Raw genomic sequence first — 25,497 nt, 5'->3', positions numbered from 1 at the left:
CGCATCCTGAAGGCCTGCTCCGAGCAACGGGGATTTCACACCTCCTCGCGAGGCGTCCGACGTAGTCTCGATCGGGTGAACGACGTGCTCACCTGGATCCTCGATGCCGTGCAGTCGGTGGATCCGGTGCTGCGAACCGCACTCGCGGGCATCGCGATCATGCTCGAGACGAGTGTGCTGATCGGTCTGATCGTGCCCGGGGACACCATCGTCATCGTCGCCGGAACGGCGGTCTCGAGCATCTGGGAGGGGCTCACTCTCGGTGTCGTGGTCGTCATCGGTGCGGTGGCGGGCGAGAGCATCGGATTCTGGCTCGGCCGCTACCTCGGGCCCCGTATCCGTCACTCCCGTCTGGGACGGCGCATCGGCGAGGCGAACTGGATGCGGTCGGAACGCTACCTGCGCCGGCGGGGCGGCCCCGCGATCTTCCTGTCGCGCTTCCTCCCGGTCCTGCACTCGCTGGTGCCGCTGACCGTGGGGATGAGCGGCTACCGATACGGCCGCTTCCTCGCCTGGACCACGCCCGCCTGCATCGTGTGGGCGGCACTGTACGTGTCGGTGTCGTCCGCCGCGGCCGGCACCTATCGCGAGCTCGCCGACCGCCTCCACTACGCCGGCTACCTCTTCGTCGGCGTCATCGTCGTGTTCCTGGTTCTCGTTCTGGTCGCGAAGAAGGTCATCGAACGCGTCGAACGCAAGCACCTCGCGGACGACGGCACCGGCTCGACGGCGGTCCCGGGCGCGCATCGCGTGGAAGACTGAGGGGTATGGCCGCCCCGACCGAGGATCCCGTCCGTCCGAAAGTCCTGTGGCTGGCCCGGTGGGAGCGGCGCTTCCACGCCTGGCGCGAACGCCGGGCTCGTCAGCGCGGGCAGCTGCCGACGGTGACGCCGTTCCCCGGGTACGGCGGCACCGACTGGGTCCGCGTGCTCGGGCGCGTGCTCATCGTGCCGCCTCGGACCCCTCCGAGCGACGGCGAGTACGGCGGCGTGCGCGGCTGGCGCAGCTTCGTGGCCGTGCCCGTCGGCTTCGCCCAGGTGAGCGTCGACATCGGCGGCGTGACGCATGACGTCGTCGCCGATCGCGGCGGCGTGATCGACACCGTGCTGCCCGCATCCCTCGCGCCGGGGTGGCAGACCTTCACGATGTCGGTCGAGGGCGGCGAGCCCGTCGAGACGCGGGTCTTCGTCGTCGGTTCGGATGTGCGCTTCGGTGTCGTCTCCGACGTCGACGACACGGTCATGGTCACCGCTCTCCCGCGGCCCCTGCTGGCCGCATGGAACTCGTTCGTGGTCGATGAGCATGCTCGGCAGCCGGTCGCCGGCATGGCGGTTCTGCTGGAGACCCTCGTGCGCGATCGACCGGGAATCCCCGTGGTGTACCTGTCGACAGGTGCGTGGAACATCGCACCGACGCTCATGCGATTCCTCCGGCGTCACCTCTATCCGCCCGGGGCGACGCTGCTCACCGACTGGGGGCCCACGCACGACCGCTGGTTCCGCAGCGGCCAGCTGCACAAGTCGGAGAACCTCCGGCGGCTCGCAGCCGAGTTTCCCGACATCACGTGGCTCCTGATCGGCGACGACGGCCAGCATGACGATGAGATCTACACGCGGTTCGCCAGCGAGCACCCCGGCAACGTCGCCGCGGTGGCCATCCGGCGCCTGTCCCCCACCGAGGCCGTTCTCGCCGGTGGCCGCACGGCCGTCAACGACCACACGGCGGCATCTGTCCCGTGGGTCTCGGCCTCACACGGCGCGGGCCTGCTCCGGCGCCTGCGCGAGGCGGGGGTCGTCGATTCGTGAGCCGTGTCGTCGGCCGCGCGTAGGCTGGCAGCATGTGCGGAAGGTTCGTCGTCGCGAATGTCGGATCCGAGCTCGTCGGCGTTCTGCGCGTCGACGTGGAAGGCGACGATCTTCCCGGACCGTCATTCAACATCGCCCCCACAGACCCTGCGGCGATCGTGCTCGATTCCACCAAGACCGAGCCGCCGACACGGCGGCTTGCACGAGCGCGCTGGGGTCTCGTTCCCGGGTGGGCGAAAGACCCGACCATCGGAACACGGGCCTTCAACGCCCGCTCCGAAGAGCTCGAGGACAAGCCGCTGTTCCGAACCGCCCTCCACAAGCGCCGTGCCGTCATTCCCGCATCGGGGTACTACGAGTGGCAGAAGTCCGACCAGGGAAAGGTGCCGCACTACATCCACCCGGCGGACGACAGCCCGCTGCTGTTCGCCGGCCTGTACGAATGGTGGAAGGATCCGTCCAAGAGCGACGACGACCCGGCACGGTGGATGCTGAGCTTCACGATCCTCACACGTGACGCGGTCGGCTCGCTCCGTTCCATCCATGACCGTACGCCGCTGTTCGTCGACCCGGACCACGCGGACGCGTGGCTCGATCCGACGACCGAGAACGTGCGTGACGTCCTCGACGCCGCGATCGACGCGGCACCTGCGGTCGCCGAGACGCTCGACGCCCGGGTCGTCTCCCCCGCTGTCGGAAACGTGCGCAACAACCGCCCCGATCTCATCGACCCGGTCCAGACGTGACGGTCACGACGAGCCTTCCTGCGTCGGCGTGGCACGATCTCGCGTCGCGTCACGCCCACCGCGCCGACGCCCTCACGGCCGCGCGGCGCGAGCGCTCCTCTCGCCGGGAGGCGCACCCGGTGGACGATTTCCTCTACACGTACTACTCCTACAAGCCGGCAGTGCTGCGCCGGTGGCATCCCGGTGCGGGCGTTGTCCTCGAAGACGCCGCCGAGACCTCACGCGGCCGGTGGCGAGGTTACGTCGCGAGCGACCCTCCCGGATCGCTCGTCGTCGATGCCGATGAGTGCCGACGCACGCGCGGCGACCTCCTCGCCGGCATCGTGCGCATCCTCCGATCCACGGCCGGGCGCGCCCCCGCCTTCGGATGCTTCGGCATGCACGAGTGGGCGATGGTCTATCGATCATCTTCACCGCGTCACGACCTGCCGCTTCGACTCGGCCCCCGAGGCACCGATGACGTGGTGGAGGCGCACGAGCTGCGCTGCACGCACTTCGACGCCTACCGCTTCTTCACCCCTGATGCCGCACCGCGCAACCGCGAACCGCTGTCCCGTCGCACGCAGGCAGATCGTGAGCAGCCGGGATGCCTGCACGCGGGTATGGATCTGTACAAGTGGGCCGTCAAGGCCGGGCCGCTCGTGCCGGGCGATCTCTTGCTCGACACCTTCGAGTACGCGCGCGCGGTCCGAACCCTCGACATGCGGGCCTCACCCTACGACCTGCGTGACTGGGGCTTCGATCCGGTGGCGGTGGAGACCGCCGCGGGCAAGGCGGAGTACGTACGGCAACAGCGAGAATTCGCGGCGACGGGGGCCAGGCTGCGGGAACGTCTCCTCGCCGCCATCATCGGCTGACAGCGGGCGTCACTGCGCGCAGTCCGCGCAGGGAAGCAGGGTGGTGTGCGCCGACACCCATCGCAGCGCCGTGACCCGCTCGGATGCCTCGGTCAGTCGCTCCAGCGACACCTCGCCGCGCTCCACGGCGGCCACGATCCCCTCCACCAGGCGCTCGGCGCTGCCGGCGTCGCTGTAGAGCACCGTCAGGAGCAGATCATTGCCTGCTGCCAGCGCGGCGACGCCGTTGGCTACCGGATCGGCGTATTCGGGCAGGCCGGTCGCCTGAAGCATCCCGAGATCGTCGGTGACCGCGACGCCGTCGAACCCGAGTTCCTCGCGGGCGATGCGATGCCACTCGGACGACAGGGATGCGGGCGCGTCATCGACGGTCGTGTACGACAGATGTCCGAACATCAGCAGGGGTGCGCCCGCGTCGATCCCCGCGACGAATGGGGGCGCTTGCGTCTCGGACCATTCCTGCATCGACATGTCCGTGCTCGGGATGCCGATGTGCGAGTCGCCCGGCGCTGCGCCGTGGCCGGGGAAGTGCTTGAGGGTGGATGCCACCCGTCCGCCCTCGCCCTGAACAGCGCCCACGACCCTGTCCGCCGAGGCAGCCGGGTCGGTGCCGAGAGCACGCCGGTAGATGAACATCCCGGGGTCGGATGTCACGTCTGCAATGATGCCGAAGTTCACGCTCGCCCCGGCACGCGCCACGAGAGACGCGCGTGCCGCGAACGCGTCCGCCGCGGCACCGGGGTCGGCGTCCTTCAAGGTCGGCGCCGCGGCGAAATCGTCCCACGGCAGCCGAGAGACGTCGCCGCCCTCCTGGTCGATGGCCAAGAGCGGCGGGAGCGTCGGATCGACGATGAGGGATCCCGTCACCGCACGGAGCGCCGACTCGTCCGCCGGGATGTTCGCGCCCATCAGGATGAACCCCGCGATCCCCTCCTCGGCCATGTATGTCCGGAGCAGCGATGTGTCGGTCGTCGGAAGGTGCCCCATCACGACGCTCGCCGCGCGCTCACGCACCGTCATCGCTGCGACGAGCCGGGCGGCTTCCGATCTCACCTCGCCGGCACCGGCGGGCGCGACGACGACGGGCTCTTCGGCGGCGGACGCGTCGGTCGAGGGCATCGATGCGGCAGCAGCCGCGATATCGGGATCGGACTCCTCCGACGCGAGTGCGCCGCTGATCGCGCTGCTCAGCACGCCGACCACCAGGACGCGCGCGAGGAGCTTCATGTCTCCACGCTACGACACAGCAGGATGGGGAGGACTCTTCAGGCTGCCCGCATCCAATACAAAACCCCCGGTTGCCCGGGGGTTTTTGGTGGACCTGAGGGGACTCGAACCCCTGACCCCCTGCATGCCATGCAGGTGCGCTACCAGCTGCGCCACAGGCCCAGATCGTTTCCCGCTCCGGCGGGACAACTCGATCAGCTTACAACATGTTCCCGGTCTCTTCGAACCGTCGCCGCCCCGGGCGTGGCGCGCGACGCGGCGTAGTCACTCACCAGCCGAGGCTCCGGCAAGGACGATGGGGACGACGGGGCAGTCCTTCCACAAGCGTTCGAGCCCGTAGTACGACCGCTCCTCCTCATGGAAGACATGCGCCACGAGGTCGCCGAAATCGAGGAGGATCCAGCGGGACTCCTCGCGTCCTTCGCGCCGGAGCCGCTTGTGGCCTGCCTCGAGGAGCTTCTCCTCGATCTCATCGGCGATGGCGGCGACATTGCGCTCGCTGCGCCCGGTGACGATGAGGAAGACGTCGACGAGCGGCAGCGGATCGGACACGTCCAGGGCGACGAGGTCCTCACCGCCGGTCGCGTCCGCTGCGGCGGCGGCGATCTGGAGCATCTCCCGCGACTGTTCCGTCGCCGGCATCAGATCGCTCCCGTCACGAACGCGAGGATGAGCACGCCCACGAGGGCGAGCGCCAGGACACCGGCGGTGATCGCGAGTGTCAGCATCAGCCGCCCACCCTTCTCGGGGGTGGGGGGCTTGATGACGTCGCCGGGCTGCTTGTGGGTGCTGATCGCGGCGCTGGCGGCGATCGGCGTCGGTGACGAATGCGCCGGCAGCTCACCGTCGACGAGCACCGCGTCCACCTCTTTGCCGTCCGCCGTCCCACGGGCGTGTCCGGTGGATCCGAAGCCCTCCGGCAGGTCGTACGACCCCGTGAGGATGACCTCGCCCGTCGAGGCGACAGGCGAGGCGAGCGTCGACGGCGTCTGAGACATGATGAGCGCGTTGGGAGTGCTGACCGAGCCGCTCGACGAGCGCGTCAGCAGCTGATCGAAGGACGCCGGGGCCCCCGCAGCCTCCTGCACGCCCCCGGCGAGGAGCCCTGCCCCGAGAGCCGGGTTCACCACGGGCCGCTCGGACTCGTCCGCGACCTCTCGGCCAGCCTCGCCCGAATTGTTTTCGGTCGGTGCATCCGCACCCTCGGGGACGGAGGCGACGATGGGCGTCGGCTCGCCCAGGGCGGGGTCGACCGGCGCCGCGGTCCACACGGGCTTCTTCGCCGCTGTGGTGTGTTGAGCAGCCACCTCCGGTGTGATCACCGGCACCGAGGCGGTGCGTATCTTCTCCTGCTGGCGCGCCTGCCGGCGCGTGAGCGGCGCCTCACCGAGGTTCACACTGGAGTCGGGGGCCGGCGCCGGCGACACATCGGTCGGGGGTGCCGGCCGGGGCAGGCGCGGCTTCGGAGAGGCGACCGGTGCCGCCTGCTCGGGCGCGGCGTCGTCGGTGTCGGCTGTGGCATGGGCGTCGGCGTCCGGGGGTGTCACGACGGGCGTCGAGCCGGTGTTGCGGATCTCCCGCAGCTGACGGCGGGTCAGCGGCTTGTCCGCGGGGTGCTCGGGTGTGCTCATTCCATGCTCCGGTAGAGGTGATGCTTCGCAATGTATTGGACAACCCCGTCGGGGACGAGGTACCACACCGGGTGACCTCGACGAACCCGGTCTCGACAGTCCGTCGACGAGATCGACAGCGCGGGGATCTCCAGCTGGCTCACGTTCTCCGACGGCAGTCCCTCGGTGCTCAGCACGTGGCCGGGACGGGAGACGGCGACGAAGTGGGCGAGTTGCCACAGTTCATCATGGTCCCGCCAACTGAGAATCTGCGCCACGGCGTCGGCGCCGCTGATGAAGTACAGCTCCGCGCCCGGTCTCTCCGCCTGCAGATCGCGCAGTGTGTCGATGGTGTAGGTCGGGCCGGCCCGGTCCACGTCGACGCGGCTCACGGTGAATTGCGGGTTCGATGCCGTCGCGATGACGGTCATCAGATAGCGATGCTCGCTGGAGGTCACGCTCTGCTTCTGCCAGGGGCGTCCGGTCGGAACGAAGACGACTTCATCGAGGTCGAAGGACTGCGCCACTTCGCTGGCCGCGACGAGGTGCCCGTGGTGGATGGGATCGAACGTCCCGCCCATCACTCCGATCCGAGGGGCTCGCGCCGTGGACATGCAGCGGGCCTAGTGCCCGTGTCCCGCCTTCTGAACGTCGTTCGCGTGCGCCTTCGCGTAGGCCTCCGCCTTATGTGCGTGGCGGTTCGCCACGTTACGATACGACGCGGTCACGAGCGCCAGCAGACCGAAGACGGCCAGGGCCACCGCACCGTACCAGAAGGTCTCGAGCGCGACGTTGCCGTGGTGCTCGGTCTCCTCCGCCGCGAGGATGACGATCTCAGCCAGTGTCATTCGTGCTCCGTTTCGGGTGGGCCCGGGATGTCCGGACGCTGACCAGTCTATTTGGGATCAGGCTCGGACGTGGCCTTCGCCCCGCCCGATCCACTTCACGCTCGTGAGTTCGGTCAGGCCCATCGGCCCTCGGGCGTGCAGCTTCTGCGTGGAGATGCCGACTTCTGCACCGAAGCCGTACTCTCCGCCGTCCGTGAAGCGTGTCGACGCATTGAGCATCACCGCCGCGGAGTCGACCTCGGCGAGGAAGCGCTCGGCCGCTGCCGGGTCATCGGTGATGATCGCCTCGGTGTGGTGCGTCGAGTAGGTTCGGATGTGCGTCAGCGCCTCGTCGATCCCGTCGACGACGCGCATGGCCAGATCCAGACTCAAGTACTCCGTGGACCAGTCGTCATCGGTGGCCGCCACGACGCGAGGCGAGAGTCCTGAGATCGTCTCGTCTCCATGCACGGTCACCCCCGCCCCCTCGAGCGCGTCCAGCAGGTCGGGGACGAGTCCGAGAGCATCGCGGTGCACGAGGACCGTTTCGACGGCGTTGCAGACGCTGGGTCGCTGCGCCTTCGCATTGACGACGATCTCCCGCGTCCAGTCCGCGCGCGCGGTGGCGTCGACGAAGATGTGCACGACCCCCGCGCCGGTCTCGATGACGGGCACGGTCGATTCCGTCACGACCGTTTCGATGAGCTGCGCGCTTCCCCGCGGAACGAGGATGTCGACCAGCCCTCGCGCGGTCATCAGCTCGCGTGCGCCGTCGCGTCCGAACGCATCGATCGTCTGCACCGCTTCGGGGTCGATGCCTGCAGATGCGAGGGCATGCCGCATGGCTGACACGAGGGCCCTGTTCGTGTTCTCGGCCGCGCTGCCGCCGCGCAGGACGACCGCGTTCCCCGACCGCAGGGCGAGGGCCGCGATGTCGACGGTCACGTTCGGCCGGGCCTCGTAGATCGCGCCGACGACGCCGAAGGGCACGGCGACCTTCGTCAGCCGGATGCCGCCGCCGATGATGCGCTCGTCGAGGACACGTCCGACGGGGTCGGGAAGGTCGGCGACCTCCCGCACGGCGGCGGCGAGAGCGGCGACGCGCGGGGCGTCCAGGCGCAGGCGGTCGCGCAGGCCATCGGCGAGCCCGCTCGCCGCACCGCGTGCGAGATCCTCGGTGTTCGCGGCGACGATCTCGGCGGAGGCCGCCTCGATCGCGTCGGCGATGGTCCGCAGCGCGTGCGACTTCGCATCGTCGTCCAGGAGCGCGACGGCTCGGCTGGCATCCTTCGCCCGCTGCATCCGCTCGCGTGCCGAAGCCTCCGTCACCGTGGTCATCGTTCCAGCCTACTGATTCCCGGCCGCCCGCACGGGCCCCGTGGCGGGCGCCGCATCCGGTGCCGGATCCGGCTCGAACCACGTGCCGACGTGACGCCCCTCGAGCGCCTCGGCCACGAGGTCCGCGCTCGTCACGAGCACGCCGATGCCCGCTGCCGAAGCAAGCTTCGCAGCCGAAGCCTTCGTCGCGGCACCGCCGGTTCCGAGGCTGTTGACGACCGTTGCGCCGAACTCGTAGTCGTCGAGATCGTCGCCCCAGGCCACACGATCGATCGGGCGAGCACCCGGCTCGCCCGGCGGGCGCGTGTAGAGGCATTCGATGTCGCTGAGAAGAACCAGCGCGTCGGCACCGATCAGGCGGGCGACCAGCGCTGCCAGGCGGTCGTTGTCGCCGAAGCGGATCTCGTGGGTCGCTACGGTGTCGTTCTCGTTGACGATCGGCAGGATGCGCAGTCCCAGAAGCCGCTCCATCGCGCGGCGCGCATTCGATCGCGGTGTCGCGTTCTCGAGGTCGCCTGCCGTCAGCAGCACCTGCCCGGCGACGACACCGAAGGGGCGCAGCGCATCCTGGTAGCGGTAGATCAGCACGTTCTGCCCGACCGCCGCGGCCGCCTGCTGGGTGGCGAGGTCGGTGGGACGCTCGTCGAGGGTGAGGTACGGCATTCCGGTGGCGATCGCTCCCGACGAGACCAGCACGACCTCGGCGCCGCGAGCATGGGCGTGGGCGAGCGCTTCGACGATCGGCGCGATCTTGCCGCGATTCGCACCGCTGATCGACGAGGACCCCACCTTGACCACCACGCGGCGCACGGTGGCGAGACCGGAGCGGTCGACGACGCTCACCCGTCGCTCTCCTCGCTCCACCCGGACGACGAGAGGCGCTCGGCCTCGAGATCGGCGCGCGCCTCGGCCTTGGCATCCATGCGTTCGCGATACTGCTCCCGCCGCTGCGACGTCGTGCGGCGGTTCGACGGATCGATCCGGGGATCGGTCCCCCGCGGAGCGGTCATGAGTTCGGCAGCCGAGCTCAGCGACGGCTGCCAGTCGAAGACGACGCCGTCGCCCTCCCCGATCACCACGGTCGCACCCGGGGTCGCACCGGCGCGGAACAGCTCGTCTTCGACACCGAGCTTGTCGAGGCGGTCGGCCAGGAAGCCGACGGCCTCATCGTTGCGGAAGTCGGTCTGCTGCACCCACCGCTCCGGCTTTGCGCCGACGATGCGGTAGAGATTGCCGTAGGTGCCGCCCTCGACCCGAATGGAGAACTCCTTCTCGGAACCGCGCGGGCGGATGACCACGCGCTCCTGCGGCCCCTCGTCGGCTCGCGTCGCCCGATGACCGGCGATGATCTCCCCCAGAGCGAACGTGAGCTCACGCAGCCCCGAGCGAGCGACCGTGGAGATGTCGAAGACGCGGAAGCCGCGAGCCTCGAGGTCGGGGCGCACGAGATCGGCGAGGTCCTTGGCCTCGGGCACATCGAGCTTGTTGAGCGCGACCAGCTGTGGCCGTTCGAGCAGCGGCACCTGATCGTCCGCGACCGGGTAAGCGGCGAGCTCCGCGAGAATGACGTCGAGATCGCTCAGCGGATCGCGGCCGGGGTCGAGGGTGGCGCAGTCGAGCACGTGCACCAGTGCCGTGCACCGCTCGACGTGCCGGAGGAACTCCAGGCCCAGCCCGCGGCCCTCGCTGGCACCCTCGATGAGTCCAGGGACATCGGCGATGGTGTAGCGCGTGTCACCGGCCTGGACGACGCCCAGGTTCGGATGCAGTGTCGTGAAGGGGTAGTCGGCGATCTTCGGTCGCGCGGCCGAGACCGCCGCGATCAGGCTCGACTTGCCGGCCGAGGGGAATCCGACCAGCGCCACATCGGCGACGGTCTTCAGCTCGAGGACGACATCGCCCTCCCAGCCCGAGGTGCCCAGCAGCGCGAAGCCGGGCGCCTTACGCTTCGGTGACGCCAGGGCGGCGTTCCCGAGTCCTCCGAGGCCGCCCGGGGCGGCGACGAAACGCATCCCGGGGTGGATGAGGTCGACGAGGGTCTCGCCATCGGGCGCCTTCACCACGGTCCCGACCGGCACAGACAGCTCGAGGTGCTCTCCCGCCGCGCCGGACCGGTTGTCGCCCATGCCGAACCCGCCGTTGTCGGCGCTGCGGTGCGGAGAGTGGTGATACGACAGCAGCGTCGTCTCCTGCGGGTCGGCGACGAGCACGATGTCTCCGCCGTGTCCGCCGTTGCCGCCGTCGGGACCGGCGAGGGGCTTGAACTTCTCCCGTCGCACCGACACACAGCCGTTGCCGCCCTTGCCCGCGCGCAGGTGAAGGGTCACCCGATCGACGAAGGTGACCATGTCATTCCCCTCAGGATGTGGATACAGATGAGGGGCGAGCCGAAGCCCGCCCCTCATCGAAGACTTCTCGTGAGCCCCGGATCACTCCGCAGCTGCGACGATGTTGACGACCTTGCGACCGCCCTTGTTGCCGAACTCGACCGCACCGGCGGCGAGGGCGAACAGCGTGTCGTCGCCGCCCCGGCCGACGTTGGCGCCCGGGTGGAAGTGGGTTCCGCGCTGACGGACGATGATCTCGCCCGCGCCGACGACCTGACCGCCGAAGCGCTTCACGCCGAGGCGCTGCGCGTTGGAGTCACGACCGTTGCGAGTGGAGCTTGCGCCCTTCTTGTGTGCCATCTCAGCTTCTTCCTGGAGTTACTTGATGCCGGTGACCTTGACGCGCGTGAGGTCCTGGCGGTGCCCCTGGCGCTTCTTGTAGCCGGTCTTGTTCTTGAACTTCTGGATCACGATCTTGGGGCCGCGCTCCTCACCGAGGACCTCGGCGGTCACCGAGACCTTCGCCAGCTTGTCGGCGTCGGTCGTGACGGCGTCGCCGTCGACGAGCAGGACGGCCGGAAGCTGCACCTTGTCACCGATCTGAGCGGCCAGACGATCGAGAACGACGATCGAGCCGACCTCGACCTTCTCCTGCCGGCCACCGGCGCGCACAACTGCGTAAACCACTTCACACCTTGTTTCGTCTTGGGGAGCGCACGGCTCCGGTTGTCTTGAAAGACGGGTAACGGTGCGGAAGCCATGCTCTCGGCGTGTCGCCATGAGTATGCGGCACGCTACGCACCAAAGGAATACTTTACCGGATGCCGCAGCCCCGCGCAAAGCGACGCCGCCGGAGTCCGCGCCGTAGGATCGCGGGATGGCGATCCTGATCGATCCACCTCGCTGGCCCGCGCACGGACGCTTGTGGTCGCACCTGATCAGCGATGCGAGCCTCGACGAACTGCACCGCTTCGCAGCGGCGAACGGCATCCCCCGGCGCGGTTTCGATCGCGATCACTACGACGTTCCCGACGACGCCTACGACCGTCTCGTGGCCGCGGGCGCTCACGCCGTCGGAGGCCACGAACTGGTCCGGCGCCTCATCGCCTCCGGACTGCGCGTCACCGCTCGCGAGCGCCGCGGGCGGTGACGCGCGACCTCCGCGACGTCAGTCTTCGCTCGGCGGGGCCGGCGTGACGGTGCTCACCGGCGTACCCGTCAAGGCGGCGGTGGTCACCCGGCGCCGACCGCGTCCCTGACCGGGGGCCTTCGGCTCGGGGAGCGCATCCAGAACGGAGTCCAGGAGGACGTCCGTCTCGGTGCGGGGACCCTTCGATGACTCGGGCTTCTTGCGGCGGGGCTTCTTGCCCCGATCCGCGTGCTCGGCCCGGGATCCGTCCTTCGGGGCAGGCTGGTCGTCCTTGGGCTCGGGCAGCACGACATCCACCTGTCCACCGGCGGCGGGGGCCTCCTCCCCCTGCGACGGATGGATCGTCGAGGCCGCGATCTGCGCCAGCGCCGACTTCACGCCCTCGGTGATCGTATGCGTGCCGCCGCCCTGGGACGACGCTCCGTTGCCGTTGCCCTGCGAGGGACCGCCGTTGCCGTTCTGGCGCTGTCGACGACCGCTCGAGGACGACCCCGATGACCGATGCTTGACCACCGGGTCGTGATGGACGATCACGCCGCGGCCGGCGCACACCTCGCACGCCTCGCTGAAGGTCTCGAGCAGCCCGAGACCCAGCTTCTTGCGCGTCATCTGCACGAGTCCGAGCGACGTGACTTCGGCCACCTGGTGCTTGGTCCGGTCGCGACTGAGGCACTCGACCAGACGCCGCAGCACGAGATCGCGGTTGGATTCGAGCACCATGTCGATGAAGTCGACCACGATGATTCCGCCGATGTCGCGCAGCCGCAGCTGCCGCACGATCTCCTCGGCCGCCTCGAGGTTGTTCTTCGTGACCGTCTCTTCGAGGTTGCCGCCGGAGCCGACGAACTTGCCGGTGTTGACGTCGACGACGGTCATCGCCTCAGTGCGGTCGATGACGAGCGATCCCCCCGAGGGCAGCCACACCTTGCGGTCCAGCGCCTTCTCGATCTGCTCGGTGATGCGGAAGCGGTCGAACGGGTCTCGGTCCTCCTCGTACGACTCGACGCGATCGAGGAGGTCGGGAGCGACCCCTTCGAGATACGCGGTGATGGTCTGGTGCGCATCCTCACCCTGGATGAGCATCTTCGAGAAGTCCTCGTTGAAGACGTCGCGCACGATCTTGACCAGCAGATCGGGCTCCGAGTGCAGCAGCGCCGGGGCCTGCTGGGATTCGACCTGGCGGCCGATGTGCTCCCACTGCGTCGTGAGCCGGTTGACGTCACGTGTCAGCTGCTCCTCCGTCGCGCCCTCGGCGGCGGTGCGCACGATGACGCCGGAGGACTCGGGCAGCACCTCTTTGAGGATCTTCTTCAGACGCGCCCGTTCGGTGTCAGGGAGCTTGCGCGAGATGCCGTTCATGGCGCCGCCGGGCACGTACACGAGATAGCGCCCAGGGAGCGAGATCTGGCTCGTCAGTCGCGCACCCTTGTGTCCGACCGGGTCCTTCGTCACCTGCACGAGCACCTTGTCGCCCGATTTCAGCGCGAGCTCGATCCGTCGCGGCTGATTGCCGGTCTCGACGGCGTCCCAGTCCACTTCACCGGAATAGAGCACGGCGTTTCGTCCCCGGCCGATGTCGACGAACGCGGCCTCCATGCTGGGGAGCACGTTCTGCACGCGACCGAGATAGACGTTCCCGATGAGAGACGAGTCCTGATTGCGGGCCACATAGTGCTCGACGAGGACGTCGTCCTCCAGCACCGCGATCTGGATCCGGCCGTTCTTCGATCGCACCACCATGACCCGGTCGACCGCCTCACGGCGCGCGAGGAATTCGGCCTCGGTCACCACGGCACGACGGCGACCGGCCTCGCGCCCGTCACGGCGGCGCTGCTTCTTCGCCTCGAGGCGCGTGGATCCCTTGATCCGCTGCGGCTCGGTCACGACCTCGACGGCCCGCTTCCGGCCGGAGGACCGGCGCGATTCGTCGTCGCCGCCGCTCTTGTCGTTCTGGCCGCCGCCTCCGCGACGTCGACCACGGCGGCGAGAGCTGCTCCCAGACTGCTGCTCCCGGTCGCTCTCGACGTCGTCATCGGGCCGCGCCGGCAGCACCGCGATCTCGGGAGCGTAGAAGTGCAGCTGCGTCGACACCGCGGAGACGAACTGCTCCGGCAGGAGACCGAGACTGACAGCGGTCAGTCTCTCCGGTTCGGAAGGTTCTTCGGGCGGAGCCGGAGGAACCTCGGGCTCGGCCGAGGACTCGGGCTCAGGGGACGGCGCCGGCTCGGAGGACGCTTCCTCCTGGGTGGGCACCGTGACCTCGGCGGCCCCTGCGGGTTCCGAGAGTTCCTGCGTCCCAACCTCGGACGACTGTTCCGCCTCTACGTTCGTCTCCGCCGGGGCGTCCGGTTCGGAGTCTGCTGGGACGTGTGCATCATTTCCATCGGCCATCTCTGGCGTACTCCCCGCGGGTGACACCGCGCGTCACCCGTCGAAATCTCGTGCGTGGCGCCCATCCCTGGGAAGGGGCGTCCCCGCGAACTCACTCGGTGTGTCGTCGCGCCCGGTCCAGCGGGTTCCGCGACGACGATAGGGCGTTCATCGCCCGAAGTCTTCTGTCGATGCCCGTGGCGGCGCGGCCGCCGTGCATCGCCGTTCATTATCGCACTTTCGCTCCGATAATGCGCGACCGCGGCCGCAGTCGGTCCACAGCAGACCCATAGCGGACGATGAGAGGGTCGCCGTATGGCTTCGCCCTTGTCGCACACCCGCCCGACCGGCCTGGCGATCTGGCTGATCATCGCGGGGGTGATCGGGTGGTTCGCCGCCTTCAACCTCACGGTCGAGAAGATCGAGCGACTGGCGGACCCGAGCGCGTCGGCGTCGTGCGACTTCAGCGTGCTGGTGCAGTGCAGCGCGAATCTCGACTCCTGGCAGGGCAGCGTCTTCGGCTTCTCCAACCCGATCCTCGGCCTCACCGGGTGGGTCGCACCGATCGTCGTCGGCGCGGCGATCCTCGCCGGAGCACGCTTCGCGCGTTGGTTCTGGTGGTGCTTCTGGGCGGGCATGGCGTTCGCGTTCGGGTTCGTCGTCTGGCTGATCGCGCAGAGCATCTTCGACCTCGGCACGCTGTGCCCGTGGTGCATGGTGACCTGGGCGGTGACGATCCCGTCCTTCTACGCGGTGACGACCCACCTGCTGCGGTCAGGCGTGGTGCCGGTTCCTGCGCGCGTGCGCAAGGCCGCCGCAGGCCTCATGGCCTGGGTGCCGCTGATGGCGATCCTCAGCTATGCGGTCGTCGTGCTGCTGGCACAGGTGCAGCTGAACGCCCTTCCGAACATCTTCCAGACGATCTTCGGCTGAGCTGCAGCGCGAAGGCGCCGATCCCCAGGGGGATGCGGCGCCTTCGTCGGGCTGAGGAGAGGGTCAGAACCAGATGGCGAGTTCGCGGGCCGCCGACTCGGGGCTGTCAGACCCGTGCACGAGGTTCTGCTGCACCTTCAGGCCCCAGTCGCGGCCGAGGTCGCCGCGGATCGTGCCGGGTGCAGCCGTGGTCGGGTCGGTTGTTCCCGCGAGCGAGCGGAACCCTTCGATGACCCGGTTGCCGGCGACCCGGATGGCCACGGAGGGGCCCGACATCATGAACTCGAGCAGCGGCTCGTAGAAGGGCTTGCCCTCATGCTCGGCGTAATGGCGCTCGAGACGCTCGCGCTCGGGCTCGACCAGGCGCAGGTCGACCAGCGCGTAACCCTTCGCTTCGATCCGGGCGAGGATCACGCCGGTGAGACCGCGGGCGACGCCGTCGGGCTTGACGAGGACGAGGGTTTCTTCGGTGGCCATTCAGTCTCCGTTCGTGGGGTCCGCGTCTGCGGCACGCGAGGCGTTCCGGCGGTCCAGCGCCGCCCCCTTGATGGTCGCATACGCCCACATCGCTCCGAAAATGAGACCGACCAGCACCAGCGCGGGAACGAGGAATCCGCCGAGGACGACGACGACCTGGAGGGCCCACCCCAGCACGATCCCGGCACGGTACCGCAGCAGACCAGCGGTGACGACCATCGCCAGTGCGACGACCGTGCCGCCGACGATCCCCCACCACGGCGGGATCGACCCCGGGAGGGCGCGCAGTCCGAACACGACCAGTCCACCGAGGAAGACGATGATCGATTCGAATCCGAGCACCACCGCCCCGAGCGACTCGGCCGCTCCTCGCGAACGCCTCACTCGGGGCTCACGCATCGGCGCCACCGCGCTTCCATCCCTCGGCGACCGATACCGCGATCGCTTCGCCGGCGAGCACCACCGAGCCCGCGATGACCACTGCACGCTGAGCGGACTCGACCGCCCAGGCCCGGGCCTCGTCGGCGGCGGACGGAAGATCACCGTGCACGGTGACGTCCAGCCCCGCGGCCTCCGCGAGATCAGCCAGGGCATCCGGGTCACCGGCGCGGTCCGAGGCGGGCGCGGTCACGAAGACGCGCGTGGCGATCGGTGCGAGGGCCGCGACGATGCCGGCGGCATCCTTGTCGGCGAGCACGCCGAGCACCACGCCCCACTCCTCGAACGCGAAGGACTCGCGCAGCGCGGTGGCCAGCGCTGCGGCGCCGTGAGGGTTGTGGGCCGCGTCGACGAGCACGGTCGGCGCGGTGCCGAGCAGCTGCAGCCGGCCCGGAGAGGTGACGACGGTCAGCGCCTCGGCGAGCACGTCCTCCGCGATCGCCCGTCCGCCGGCACCGAGAAGCATCTCGACGGCGGCGATCGCCAGAGCGGCGTTTCGCCCCTGATGCGACCCGTACACCGGCAGGTACGCCCCCTCGTAGCGTCCCGCGAGTCCCTGCACGGTCAGCTGCTGGCCACCGACGGCGAGCCGAGCCTCGGTCAGGGCGAATTCGCGACCCTCGAACGCGACCCTGGCACCGCGCGCGATGGCCGCGGCGCGGATGACCGCCTCCACCTCGGGGTCCTGCCGCGCGGAGACAACCAGCGCGCCGTCCTTCACGATCCCGGCCTTCACGGTCGCGATCTCGGCCGGGGTCTCGCCGAGGCGGTCGGCGTGGTCCATGCCCACCGGAGTGAGCACAGCCACGTCGCCGTCGGCGGTGTTGGTGGAGTCCCACGAGCCCCCCATGCCGACTTCGATGACCGCCACGTCGACGGGGGCATCGGCGAAAGCGACGAACGCGAGCACCGTCAGGAGCTCGAAGAACGTCAGCGGGTCCTCCCCCTCGGCGACGAGTTCGGCATCGATCATCCCCACGAAGGGATCGATCTCGTCCCAGGCGTCGGCGACGGCCGCGTCGTGGATCGGCTCACCGTCGACCAGGATGCGCTCGGTGAAGCGGTCGAGGTGGGGACTCGTGAACAGGCCGGTGCGGAGCCCGTGCGCACGCACGAGCGCCTCGATCATGCGGGCTGTCGAGGTCTTTCCGTTCGTGCCCGTGATGTGCACCACGCGATAGGTGCGCTGCGGATTGTCGAGCAGGTCGAGCACCCGCTGAGTGCGCTCGATCCGCGGCTGCACCCATCGCTCGCCGGCGCGGTCCAGAAGCGCCGCGTAAACGGCGTCCGCTCTTTCCCGATCGGTCATCGAATCGCCTCCATCCGGGAAACGCGGACCGTGACGACGCCGGCGTTCGCATAGGTGCCCGCGGTCACGGTGGTCTCGAACTCCATCGACGATCCGGTCGCGGTGTCCCCGAGGACGTGCTCACGGGCGAGCGTCTCGCCGGCGACGTCGGCGATCTCGAACGCCGACTCCACCTTGGCCAGATCGCCCGCGTCGGCGAACAGCAGCTCCAGGCGGATGCGGTCGCTCACCTCGAATCCTGCCGCCTTGCGGGTCTCCTGAACAGCCCTGATCATGTCGCGGGCAAGCCCCTCGGCCTCCAGCTCGGGCGTCGTGACGGTGTCCAGCAAGACGAAGCCGCCGTCGGCCAGCAGCGAGATGGCCACGCCCTCGGCGACGCCTCCCGCCTCGAGCGTGAGGTCGAACTCGCCGCTTTCGAGCGCGATGCCGTCCACGACCACCGCGCCGTCGATCTCCTCCCAGACCCCGGCTCTGGCGCCAGCGATGACGTGTTGAACGCGTTTGCCCAGTCGCGGGCCGGCGGCTCGGGCGTTCACGCTCAGCCGACGGCTGATGCCGTACCGCTCGGCGACGGCCTCGTCGAGCTCGATCAGTTCCACGGCCTTGACGTTCAGCTCGTCGCGCAGAATCGCCTCGAACGGCACGAGCGCGACGGCGTCTCGCACGACGACCGTCAGCGCCGCGAGCGGAAGCCGCACGCGAAGCCCCTCGCGCTTTCGCAGGGCGTTCGCCGCGCTCGAGACCTCGCGCACGGCATCCATCGCCGAGCGGATGTCGGCCGCCGGGGCGAAGGCCGAGGCATCCGGCCAGTCCTGCAGATGCACGCTGCGTCCGCCGGTCACGCCCTTCCAGACGTGCTCCGACACCAGCGGCAGCAGGGGCGCCGCAACCCGCGCGAGGGTCTCGAGCACCGTGTACAGCGTGTCGAAGGCGTCTCTGCTGGCGGGATCGTCGGTCACGCCCACCCAGAACCGGTCCCGCGAGCGGCGGATGTACCAGTTGGTCAGCACCTCGGCGAAGTCACGCAGGCGCGCGGCCGCCGTCGTGGAGTCCAGTCCCTCGAGATCGTCGGCGACGCCGCGCACCAGGTCGCCGGTGAGCGCCAGAATGTATCGGTCGAGCACGTCGGTGCTGTCGGTGCGCCACGTCGCCTCGTATCCGCGCGCCCCGCTCGCGTTGGCGTAGGTGGCGAAGAAGTACCAGGAGTTCCACAACGGCAGCAGGAATTCCCGCACGCCGGCACGGATGCCCTCCTCGGTGACGACGAGGTTCCCGCCGCGCAGCACCGGACTGGACATCAGGAACCAGCGCATGGCGTCCGAACCGTCGCGATCGAAGACCTCGCTCACATCGGGGTAGTTCCGCAGCGACTTGGACATCTTCTGCCCGTCGCTGCCGAGCACGATGCCGTGACAGGAGACCCCGGTGAACGCGGGGCGGTCGAACAGCGCACACGAGAGCACGTGCATCACGTAGAACCAGCCGCGGGTCTGCCCGATGTACTCGACGATGAAGTCGGCGGGCGCGTGCTCGTCGAACCACTCCTGGTTCTCGAACGGATAGTGCACCTGCGCATACGGCATCGAGCCCGAGTCGAACCACACGTCGAAGACATCCTCGATCCGGCGCATCATGGACTGCCCGGTCGGGTCATCGGGATTCGGCCGCGTGAGGTCGTCGATGTAGGGCCGGTGTAGGTCGACCTCGCCCGCCTCGTTGCGCGGCAGCGCACCGAAGTCGCGCTCGAGCTCATCGAGCGAGCCATAGGCATCGACGCGCGGATACTCGGGGTCATCGCTCTTCCAGACCGGGATCGGCGAGCCCCAGTACCGGTTGCGGCTGATCGACCAGTCCCGCGCGCCCTCGAGCCACTTTCCGAACTGCCCGTGCTTGACGTTCTCGGGTGCCCAGGCGATCTGCTGGTTGAGCTCCATCAGCCGGTCCTTGATCTGGGTCACGCGCACGAACCAGCTCGAGACGGCCTTGTAGATCAGGGGGTTCCGGCAGCGCCAGCAGTGCGGGTAGGAGTGCTCGTAGCTGGCCTCGCGCAACAGGCGGCCGCCATCGCGCAGCAGGCGGATGAGCGGACGGTTGGCGTCCATCCAGAGCTCGCCGGCCACATCCGTCACGTGCGGCAAGAAGCGACCACCCTCGTCGAGCGAAAGGAGCGTCGGGATGCCGGCGGCCTCCGAGACACGCTGGTCGTCTTCACCGTAGGCCGGGGCCTGGTGGACGATGCCGGTTCCATCGCTGGTGGTGACGTAGTCGTCGACCAGGATCTGCCACGCGTTCTGAGTCCCCCAGGTCTCGGCATCCGCGTAGTAGTCGAACAGTCGGTCGTAGGAGACGGCAGCGAGCTCCGAGCCCAGGACGCTGCGCGAGACCGCCGCGCGGGCATCCTCGACACTCTCGTAGCCGAGGTCCTTCGCGTAGCCGGCGAGCAGGTCTTCGGCCAGCAGGTATTCGTGCGCGGTCGCCTCGACCGCGTCATCCGGCGCTCCGCCCGACGCGCGGTGCACGTCGGCCGCGCCGTTCGGACCACCCGGAACGACCACGTACCGGATGTCGGGACCGACCGCGAGCGCGAGGTTCGTCGGCAGGGTCCACGGGGTCGTCGTCCAGGCGAGCGCCCGGACCGCGGTGAGCCCGAGAGCTTCGGCCTTCGCACCGACCAGCGGGAAGGTCACCGTGACCGAGGGATCCTGGCGCATCTTGTAGACGTCGTCGTCCATGCGCAGCTCGTGGCTCGACAGCGGCGTCTCGTCGCGCCAGCAGTACGGTAACACTCGATAGCCCTCGTACGCGAGCCCCCTGTCGTAGAGGCTCTTGAAGGCCCAGAGGACCGACTCCATGTAGCCGGCGTCGAGCGTCTTGTAGCCGCGTTCGAAGTCGACCCAGCGCGCCTGGCGGGTGACGTAGTCCTCCCACTCCCTGGTGTACGTCAGCACCGACTCGCGAGCCTTCGCGTTGAACGTGGCGATGCCCATCGCCTCGATCTCGCTCTTCTCGGTGATGCCGAGCTGCTTCATGGCCTCGAGTTCCGCGGGCAGCCCGTGGGTGTCCCATCCGAAGACGCGATCGACTCTCTTGCCGCGCATGGTCTGGAAGCGCGGGAAGAGATCCTTGGCGTAGCCGGTGAGGAGGTGACCGTAGTGAGGTAGTCCGTTGGCGAAGGGCGGGCCGTCGTAGAAGACCCACTCCGGCGCACCGTCGCGCTGCGCGATCGAGGCCCGGAAGGTGTCGTCTTCGGCCCAGAAGGCGAGGGTCTGCTGTTCCAGGTCGGGGAATCGCGGGCTCGGCTGCACGTCGGCGGCCGGGCCGAAGGAGGATCGGGGGTAGGTCATCGCACTCTCGCAGGTTCTCGTCCTGCGGGGACGATCCACCCGTCGGGAGAACCGCGGTACCACCCCGCGTGCCGCTCGACCCGCGTGTCGCGAGCCGGGGCCACTCTCACAGCGGCTGTGACGGGCCTGACCCGCTCGGTTCTAGTGATCCCGCCGCACGATCGTGCGCGAACGGCGGAACGTTCTTCCGAGGACTCCCCGGTGATGGCCGGATCGATGTCTGTTCGGACATTCTACGCCGATCGGCGGCCCGCGTTTCGTCTCGTCGCTTCGCTCCTCGCTCAACGACCCAGGAGGGCGACCCGCGTTTCGTCTCGTCGCTTCGCCCCACGCTCAACGACCCAGGCGGGGCCGCCCGCGTATCGTCTCTTCGCTCAACGACCCGGAGGCGCGGCTTCTGGTCGTTGAGCGAGCGGAGCGAGACGAAACGCGGGTGAACCCTCCCGGACGCCGATCCTCTCCCCCGATGCCGCCTTTCTGGACTCGTGCCACAATTGACGCTCGTGACATCCTCCCCCGCATCCACAGCTCCGACCTCCACTCCGCGCCGCGTGGCGTGGGCCTCGATGGTCGGCACGTCGCTCGAATCGTTCGACTTCTACGTCTTCGCGTACTTCTCCGCCTTCTTCCTCGGCCCGCTCTTCTTCTCGCCGCTCGGCGAGTTCGGGGCTACGCTCACGTCGTTCCTGACGATCGCGCTCGCGTTCGTCGTGCGCCCCATCGGCGCGGTGCTCTTCGGCTACATGGGCGATCGCCTGGGGCGGCGCGCGACTCTGCTGTGGACCATCGGCATCATGGGCGTCGCGACGGGCCTCATCGGGATGCTGCCCACCTACGCGCAGGCCGGATGGCTGGGTGCGGCTCTCCTCATCGCGCTCCGCATCGCACAGGGCCTGTCGCTCGGCGGCGAGTGGGGCGGATCCATCCTCATCGCGACCGAGCACTCCTCCCCCGTGCGTCGCGCGTTCTTCGCGGCCATCCCGCAGCTCGGCTCACCGGTCGGGTCCATCCTCTCCGCCACCGTGTACATCGTGATGACCCAGGTGCTCAGCGCCGAGGATCTCGCAGCGTGGGGCTGGCGCGTCCCGTTCCTGCTGGCCATACCGCTCCTCGCCGTCTCGCTCTACCTGCGTCTGACGATCACCGAGACGCCGGTCTTCCGCGACGTGGTCGCCGAGGGTCGCCGCGACCGGGTGCCGTTCGTGACGATGTTCGCCCGGCGTCCGCTCGCGATCGTGGTCGCCATCGGCGCGGCACTGCTCGGCATCGGCTCCTACTCGCTGATGAACACGTACACGGTCAACTACGGTGTCGCCCAGCTCGGATTCGCCTACCAGGACCTTCTGGTCGCCACGACCATCGGCGGTCTGCTGCAGCTGGTCACGATCCCTCTCTTCGGGTGGTGGTCCACCCGCATCGGGTCCGCCCGTGTGGTGATGTGGGGCGCACTCGGCACACTTCTGATCACGTTCCCGATGTACTTCCTGCTGCAGTTCGCCACCTTCCCGATCCTCGTGGGCACGATGATCATCGGCGGCATCCTGCCGACGATGGCGTGGGCGGCACTCGGCGGACTCATGAACGACCTCTTTCCCGATCACTTCCGCTACTCGGCCCTCTCGCTGTCGTACGCCATCGCCGCGACCGTGAGCGGATTCGTGCCCGCGCTCACCCTCGCCCTGGGCGAGGCCACCGCCTATGCGTGGTGGCACCCCGGGATCGTCCTGGCGATCATGTCGGCGATCACGCTGCTCGCAGCATGGGTCGCGGCCCGGATGCCGACGGCGGCGCACGTCGCGGCTCCCGAGCCCGTTCAGGTGTGACTCGGCCTCAGCGAGGGGCCGTCCTGCGTCGGTAGACTGTGCGCACCCGCACATTCAGGCACGCTCACACAGTGCCGCCCATACCGCGCAAGGAGCACCATGGCCGAGATCCCCGACAAGCCCGCCCTCGAAGGTCTCGAAGACAAGTGGGATGTCGCATGGAACGCCGCGGGAACGTACCGGTTCGACCGCGCGCGGGCCGCGGCTGCCGGACGCGGCGGGGTGTACTCGATCGACACACCCCCGCCGACGGCGTCGGGAAGCCTCCACATCGGCCACGTCTTCAGCTTCACGCACACCGATATCACGGCGCGATACGAGCGGATGCGCGGCAAGGCCGTCTTCTATCCGATGGGCTGGGACGACAACGGCCTGCCCACCGAGCGCCGTGTGCAGAACTACTACGGCGTGCGGTGCGATCCCTCCCTCCCCTATGACGCGTCGTTCACGCCGCCGTTCGAGGGGACGACGAAGACGATCAAGCCCGCCGACCAGGTGCCGGTCAGCCGCCGGAACTTCATCGAGCTCTGCGAGCGTCTCACCGTCGAAGACGAGAAGCAGTTCGAAGCGGTGTTCCGCCAGCTCGGACTGAGCGTGGACTGGGATCAGACCTATCGCACGATCAGCGACGACACGATCCGCACCAGCCAGCTGGCGTTCCTGCGCAACATCGAGCGCGGCGAGGCCTATCAGGCGCTCGCACCCACACTGTGGGATGTCGACTTCCGCTCCGCGATCGCGCAGGCCGAGCTCGAGGACCGGGATCAGCAGGCGTCCTACCATCGCATCGCCTTCCACAAGAGCGACGGATCGGGTGACGTGCACATCGAGACCACGCGCCCGGAGCTGCTGCCCGCGTGCGTGGCGCTGGTCGCACATCCGGATGACGAGCGCTACCGGCCGCTGTTCGGCTCGACGGTGCGCACCCCGCTGTTCGACGTCGAGGTCCCGGTCCTGCCCCATCCGCTTGCACAGCCCGACAAGGGCTCCGGCATCGCCATGATCTGCACCTTCGGAGATGTCACAGACATCATCTGGTGGCGCGAACTCGACCTTCCGAACCGCACGATCCTGGGCAAGGACGGACGCCTGGTCGCAGAGGCCCCGGATGTCATCGTCTCCGACCGCGGCACGGCGGCCTACGCTGAGCTTGCCGGCAAGACCGTCTTCAGCGCGAAGAAGGCCGTCGTCGAGCAGCTCGAGGCCAGCGGCGAGCTCATGTCGGTGTCCGCGCCGTTCACCCATCCGGTGAAGTTCTTCGAGAAGGGCGACCGCCCCCTCGAGATCGTGTCGACGCGGCAGTGGTACATCCGCAACGGCGCCCGCGACGAGAGTCTCCGGGAGCGCCTGATCGCCTTCGGCCGCGAGATGTCGTGGCACCCCGACTTCATGCGCGTACGCTACGAGAACTGGACCGGTGGACTCACCGGGGACTGGCTCGTCTCACGTCAGCGCTTCTTCGGCGTGCCGATCCCGGTGTGGTACGGGCTCGATGCCGAGGGCGAACGCGACTACTCGCGTGTGCTCACCCCCGACCCGCAGAGTCTGCCGGTGGATCCGACCATCGACGTGCCCACCGGCTTCACCGAGGACCAGCGCGGGATGCCGGGCGGATTCGATGCCGAGCGCGACATCTTCGACACGTGGGCGACGTCTTCTCTCACCCCGCAGCTCGTGGGGGGCTGGGAGCGGGATCCCGAGCTGTGGGACCTCGTCTCGCCCTTCGACCTCCGACCGCAGGGCCAGGACATCATCCGTACCTGGTTGTTCTCCACGATGCTCCGAAGCGTGCTCGAGGACGACCGTGCGCCGTGGACCGATGCCGCCATCTCGGGCTTCATCGTCGACTCCGACCGCAAGAAGATGTCCAAGTCGAAGGGCAACGTGGTCACACCTGCCGACATCCTGTCCCGGCATGGTTCGGATGCGGTGCGATACTGGGCGGCTTCGAGTCGTCTCGGCGCCGACGCCGCCTTCGATCCGCAGAACCCGACGCAGGTGAAGATCGGCCGGCGCCTCGCGATCAAGATCCTGAACGCCGCGAAGTTCGTCCTGTCCTTCCCTGTTCCCGACGGCGCGCAGATCACCCACGCCCTCGACGCCTCGATGCTCGCCACTCTCGACGTCGTCGTCGCCGAGGCCACGCGCGCCCTCGACGCCTACGACCACGCGCGGGCGCTGGAGGTCACCGAGTCGTTCTTCTGGACCTTCTGCGACGACTACCTCGAGCTGGTCAAGGAGCGCGCCTATGACCGAACCGATGTCGGGCAGCCTTCCGCCGCGCTTGCCCTCCGCACGGCCCTGTCGACGTTGCTGCGCCTTCTCGCCCCGGTCGTGTCGTTCGCGACGGAGGAGGCGTGGTCGTGGTTCGAGGATGGATCCATCCACACCTCGGCGTGGCCCGAGACCGGCGACGGCGACGGCGACCCGGCGGTGCTCGCAGCGGTCGGGGCCGCGCTCATCGGCATCCGCCGAGCAAAGACCGAGGCCAAGGCGTCGCAGAAGACTCCGGTCACCCGCCTAGTTCTGGGGGCGCCTGCCGACCGGCTGGAGGCGCTGCGCCTGGCGGAGGGCGACCTGAAGGCTGTGGGACGGATCGAGGATCTGACCTATGTGGAAGCGACCGAGACCACGGTCGTCGAGATCGAGCTCAGGGAGGTCTGATGAGACTCGGAACACGATGGACCTCGGGAGAGGAACCGCCGGAGGCGGTCCCCGAGAGCCTGCGCGAGGGAATCGCGGGGGTGGATGCCACCATCCCCGTCGACGTCCTCGGCGCGCCGAGACCACGATGGACGCTGACATGGCTGGAGGGCAAGCCGATCGCCGAGCTGGCCAACGGCGTGCTCGTCGAGCTCGACGACGAGGGCAACGCCGTGGTGCGCCACGCGTCGGACGACGAGTCGCCCTGAGGCG

At 68.9% G+C, this 25,497-nt stretch carries 24 protein-coding genes and 1 tRNA gene; 9 read left to right on the top strand and 16 right to left on the bottom strand.

The window, feature by feature from the left end:
* Positions 1-75: 75 nt before the first annotated feature.
* Genes IM777_RS08315 through IM777_RS08300 form a run of 4 tightly spaced genes read left to right on the top strand, consistent with a single transcriptional unit; the run spans position 76 to position 3,408 of the window.
* The gene (locus IM777_RS08315; RefSeq protein WP_194385250.1) at positions 76-762 is read left to right on the top strand and encodes a DedA family protein; all 687 of its coding nucleotides are present in this window, start codon (positions 76-78) and stop codon (positions 760-762) included.
* A gap of 5 nt (positions 763-767) precedes the next feature.
* Complete coding sequence (locus tag IM777_RS08310; RefSeq protein WP_071045766.1) at positions 768-1,805, top strand: App1 family protein phosphatidate phosphatase; 1,038 nt, start codon at positions 768-770, stop codon at positions 1,803-1,805.
* Positions 1,806-1,837: 32 nt separating this feature from the next.
* Entirely contained in the window at positions 1,838-2,551 is a 714-nt protein-coding gene (locus IM777_RS08305; RefSeq protein ID WP_194385248.1) for an SOS response-associated peptidase, read from the top strand.
* A complete protein-coding gene (locus tag IM777_RS08300; RefSeq protein WP_228481032.1) occupies positions 2,548-3,408 on the top strand; it encodes a 3-methyladenine DNA glycosylase in 861 nt (286 codons plus the stop codon). The genes IM777_RS08305 and IM777_RS08300 overlap by 4 nt, the downstream gene beginning before the upstream one ends.
* 9 nt (positions 3,409-3,417) lie before the next feature.
* Here the strand turns inward: IM777_RS08300 and IM777_RS08295 are convergent, their stop codons facing one another.
* From IM777_RS08295 to rplU, 11 genes are all read right to left on the bottom strand, one after another.
* Positions 3,418-4,635: a glycoside hydrolase family 3 N-terminal domain-containing protein gene (locus IM777_RS08295; protein WP_071045759.1), complete on the bottom strand. Its 1,218-nt coding sequence runs from the start codon at positions 4,633-4,635 to the stop codon at positions 3,418-3,420.
* 86 nt (positions 4,636-4,721) lie between these two features.
* Positions 4,722-4,797: transfer RNA gene (locus IM777_RS08290), tRNA-Ala, on the bottom strand.
* Positions 4,798-4,899: 102 nt separating this feature from the next.
* The gene (rsfS, locus tag IM777_RS08285; RefSeq protein WP_071043331.1) at positions 4,900-5,277 is read right to left on the bottom strand and encodes a ribosome silencing factor; all 378 of its coding nucleotides are present in this window, start codon (positions 5,275-5,277) and stop codon (positions 4,900-4,902) included.
* Complete coding sequence (locus IM777_RS08280; protein WP_071043330.1) at positions 5,277-6,266, bottom strand: hypothetical protein; 990 nt, start codon at positions 6,264-6,266, stop codon at positions 5,277-5,279. Before IM777_RS08280 ends, rsfS begins: the two co-directional genes overlap by 1 nt.
* Positions 6,263-6,859: a nicotinate-nucleotide adenylyltransferase gene (gene nadD / locus IM777_RS08275; protein ID WP_071043329.1), complete on the bottom strand. Its 597-nt coding sequence runs from the start codon at positions 6,857-6,859 to the stop codon at positions 6,263-6,265. Before nadD ends, IM777_RS08280 begins: the two co-directional genes overlap by 4 nt.
* 9 nt (positions 6,860-6,868) lie before the next feature.
* Positions 6,869-7,093: a hypothetical protein gene (locus tag IM777_RS08270; RefSeq protein ID WP_071043328.1), complete on the bottom strand. Its 225-nt coding sequence runs from the start codon at positions 7,091-7,093 to the stop codon at positions 6,869-6,871.
* A gap of 57 nt (positions 7,094-7,150) precedes the next feature.
* On the bottom strand, positions 7,151-8,410 hold the full coding sequence (locus tag IM777_RS08265; RefSeq protein WP_071043327.1) for a glutamate-5-semialdehyde dehydrogenase: 1,260 nt from the start codon (positions 8,408-8,410) through the stop codon (positions 7,151-7,153).
* Between the two features lie 9 nt (positions 8,411-8,419).
* A complete protein-coding gene (proB, locus tag IM777_RS08260) occupies positions 8,420-9,253 on the bottom strand; it encodes a glutamate 5-kinase (RefSeq protein WP_071043326.1) in 834 nt (277 codons plus the stop codon).
* Positions 9,250-10,758: a GTPase ObgE gene (gene obgE / locus IM777_RS08255; protein WP_071043325.1), complete on the bottom strand. Its 1,509-nt coding sequence runs from the start codon at positions 10,756-10,758 to the stop codon at positions 9,250-9,252. The genes proB and obgE overlap by 4 nt, the downstream gene beginning before the upstream one ends.
* 81 nt (positions 10,759-10,839) lie before the next feature.
* A complete protein-coding gene (rpmA, locus tag IM777_RS08250; protein WP_071043324.1) occupies positions 10,840-11,097 on the bottom strand; it encodes a 50S ribosomal protein L27 in 258 nt (85 codons plus the stop codon).
* An 18-nt stretch (positions 11,098-11,115) separates the two neighbouring features.
* On the bottom strand, positions 11,116-11,424 hold the full coding sequence (gene rplU, locus IM777_RS08245; protein ID WP_071043323.1) for a 50S ribosomal protein L21: 309 nt from the start codon (positions 11,422-11,424) through the stop codon (positions 11,116-11,118).
* Between the two features lie 190 nt (positions 11,425-11,614).
* Here rplU and IM777_RS08240 point away from each other — a divergent pair, with 190 nt between their 5' ends.
* Positions 11,615-11,887: a DUF4031 domain-containing protein gene (locus tag IM777_RS08240; protein WP_071043322.1), complete on the top strand. Its 273-nt coding sequence runs from the start codon at positions 11,615-11,617 to the stop codon at positions 11,885-11,887.
* An 18-nt stretch (positions 11,888-11,905) separates the two neighbouring features.
* Here the strand turns inward: IM777_RS08240 and IM777_RS08235 are convergent, their stop codons facing one another.
* On the bottom strand, positions 11,906-14,278 hold the full coding sequence (locus tag IM777_RS08235) for an Rne/Rng family ribonuclease (RefSeq protein ID WP_071043321.1): 2,373 nt from the start codon (positions 14,276-14,278) through the stop codon (positions 11,906-11,908).
* A gap of 294 nt (positions 14,279-14,572) precedes the next feature.
* On the opposite strand from IM777_RS08235, the gene IM777_RS08230 reads away from it, so the two are divergent.
* Entirely contained in the window at positions 14,573-15,190 is a 618-nt protein-coding gene (locus IM777_RS08230) for a vitamin K epoxide reductase family protein (protein WP_071043320.1), read from the top strand.
* 63 nt (positions 15,191-15,253) lie between these two features.
* Here IM777_RS08230 and ndk read toward each other — a convergent pair whose 3' ends face one another.
* Genes ndk through ileS form a run of 4 tightly spaced genes read right to left on the bottom strand, consistent with a single transcriptional unit; the run spans position 15,254 to position 20,758 of the window.
* Entirely contained in the window at positions 15,254-15,667 is a 414-nt protein-coding gene (gene ndk, locus IM777_RS08225; protein WP_071043319.1) for a nucleoside-diphosphate kinase, read from the bottom strand.
* Positions 15,668-16,066 carry a DUF4233 domain-containing protein gene (locus IM777_RS08220; RefSeq protein ID WP_071043398.1) on the bottom strand — a complete coding sequence of 133 codons (399 nt, stop codon included), beginning with the start codon at positions 16,064-16,066 and terminating at the stop codon, positions 15,668-15,670.
* Positions 16,059-17,414 (bottom strand): bifunctional folylpolyglutamate synthase/dihydrofolate synthase, encoded by a 1,356-nt coding sequence (locus IM777_RS08215; RefSeq protein ID WP_194385247.1) that lies wholly within the window; start codon positions 17,412-17,414, stop codon positions 16,059-16,061. Before IM777_RS08215 ends, IM777_RS08220 begins: the two co-directional genes overlap by 8 nt.
* Positions 17,411-20,758 (bottom strand): isoleucine--tRNA ligase, encoded by a 3,348-nt coding sequence (gene ileS, locus IM777_RS08210; protein WP_194385246.1) that lies wholly within the window; start codon positions 20,756-20,758, stop codon positions 17,411-17,413. Before ileS ends, IM777_RS08215 begins: the two co-directional genes overlap by 4 nt.
* Before the next feature lie 503 nt (positions 20,759-21,261).
* Here ileS and IM777_RS08205 point away from each other — a divergent pair.
* The 3 genes from IM777_RS08205 (at position 21,262) to IM777_RS08195 (ending at position 25,493) form a co-directional block, all read left to right on the top strand.
* Positions 21,262-22,581, top strand: coding sequence for an MFS transporter (locus IM777_RS08205; protein WP_228481029.1), 1,320 nt, complete (start codon positions 21,262-21,264; stop codon positions 22,579-22,581).
* 99 nt (positions 22,582-22,680) lie between these two features.
* Complete coding sequence (gene valS, locus IM777_RS08200) at positions 22,681-25,245, top strand: valine--tRNA ligase (protein WP_194385245.1); 2,565 nt, start codon at positions 22,681-22,683, stop codon at positions 25,243-25,245.
* Positions 25,245-25,493: a hypothetical protein gene (locus IM777_RS08195; protein WP_194385244.1), complete on the top strand. Its 249-nt coding sequence runs from the start codon at positions 25,245-25,247 to the stop codon at positions 25,491-25,493. The genes valS and IM777_RS08195 overlap by 1 nt, the downstream gene beginning before the upstream one ends.
* Positions 25,494-25,497 lie beyond the last annotated feature (4 nt).

Origin of the sequence: Microbacterium luteum, from assembly GCF_015277875.1 — a bacterium.
In the GTDB taxonomy this organism is placed as follows: Bacteria; Actinomycetota; Actinomycetes; order Actinomycetales; family Microbacteriaceae; genus Microbacterium; species Microbacterium luteum.
This window is presented reverse-complemented; position numbering and strand designations above follow the sequence as displayed.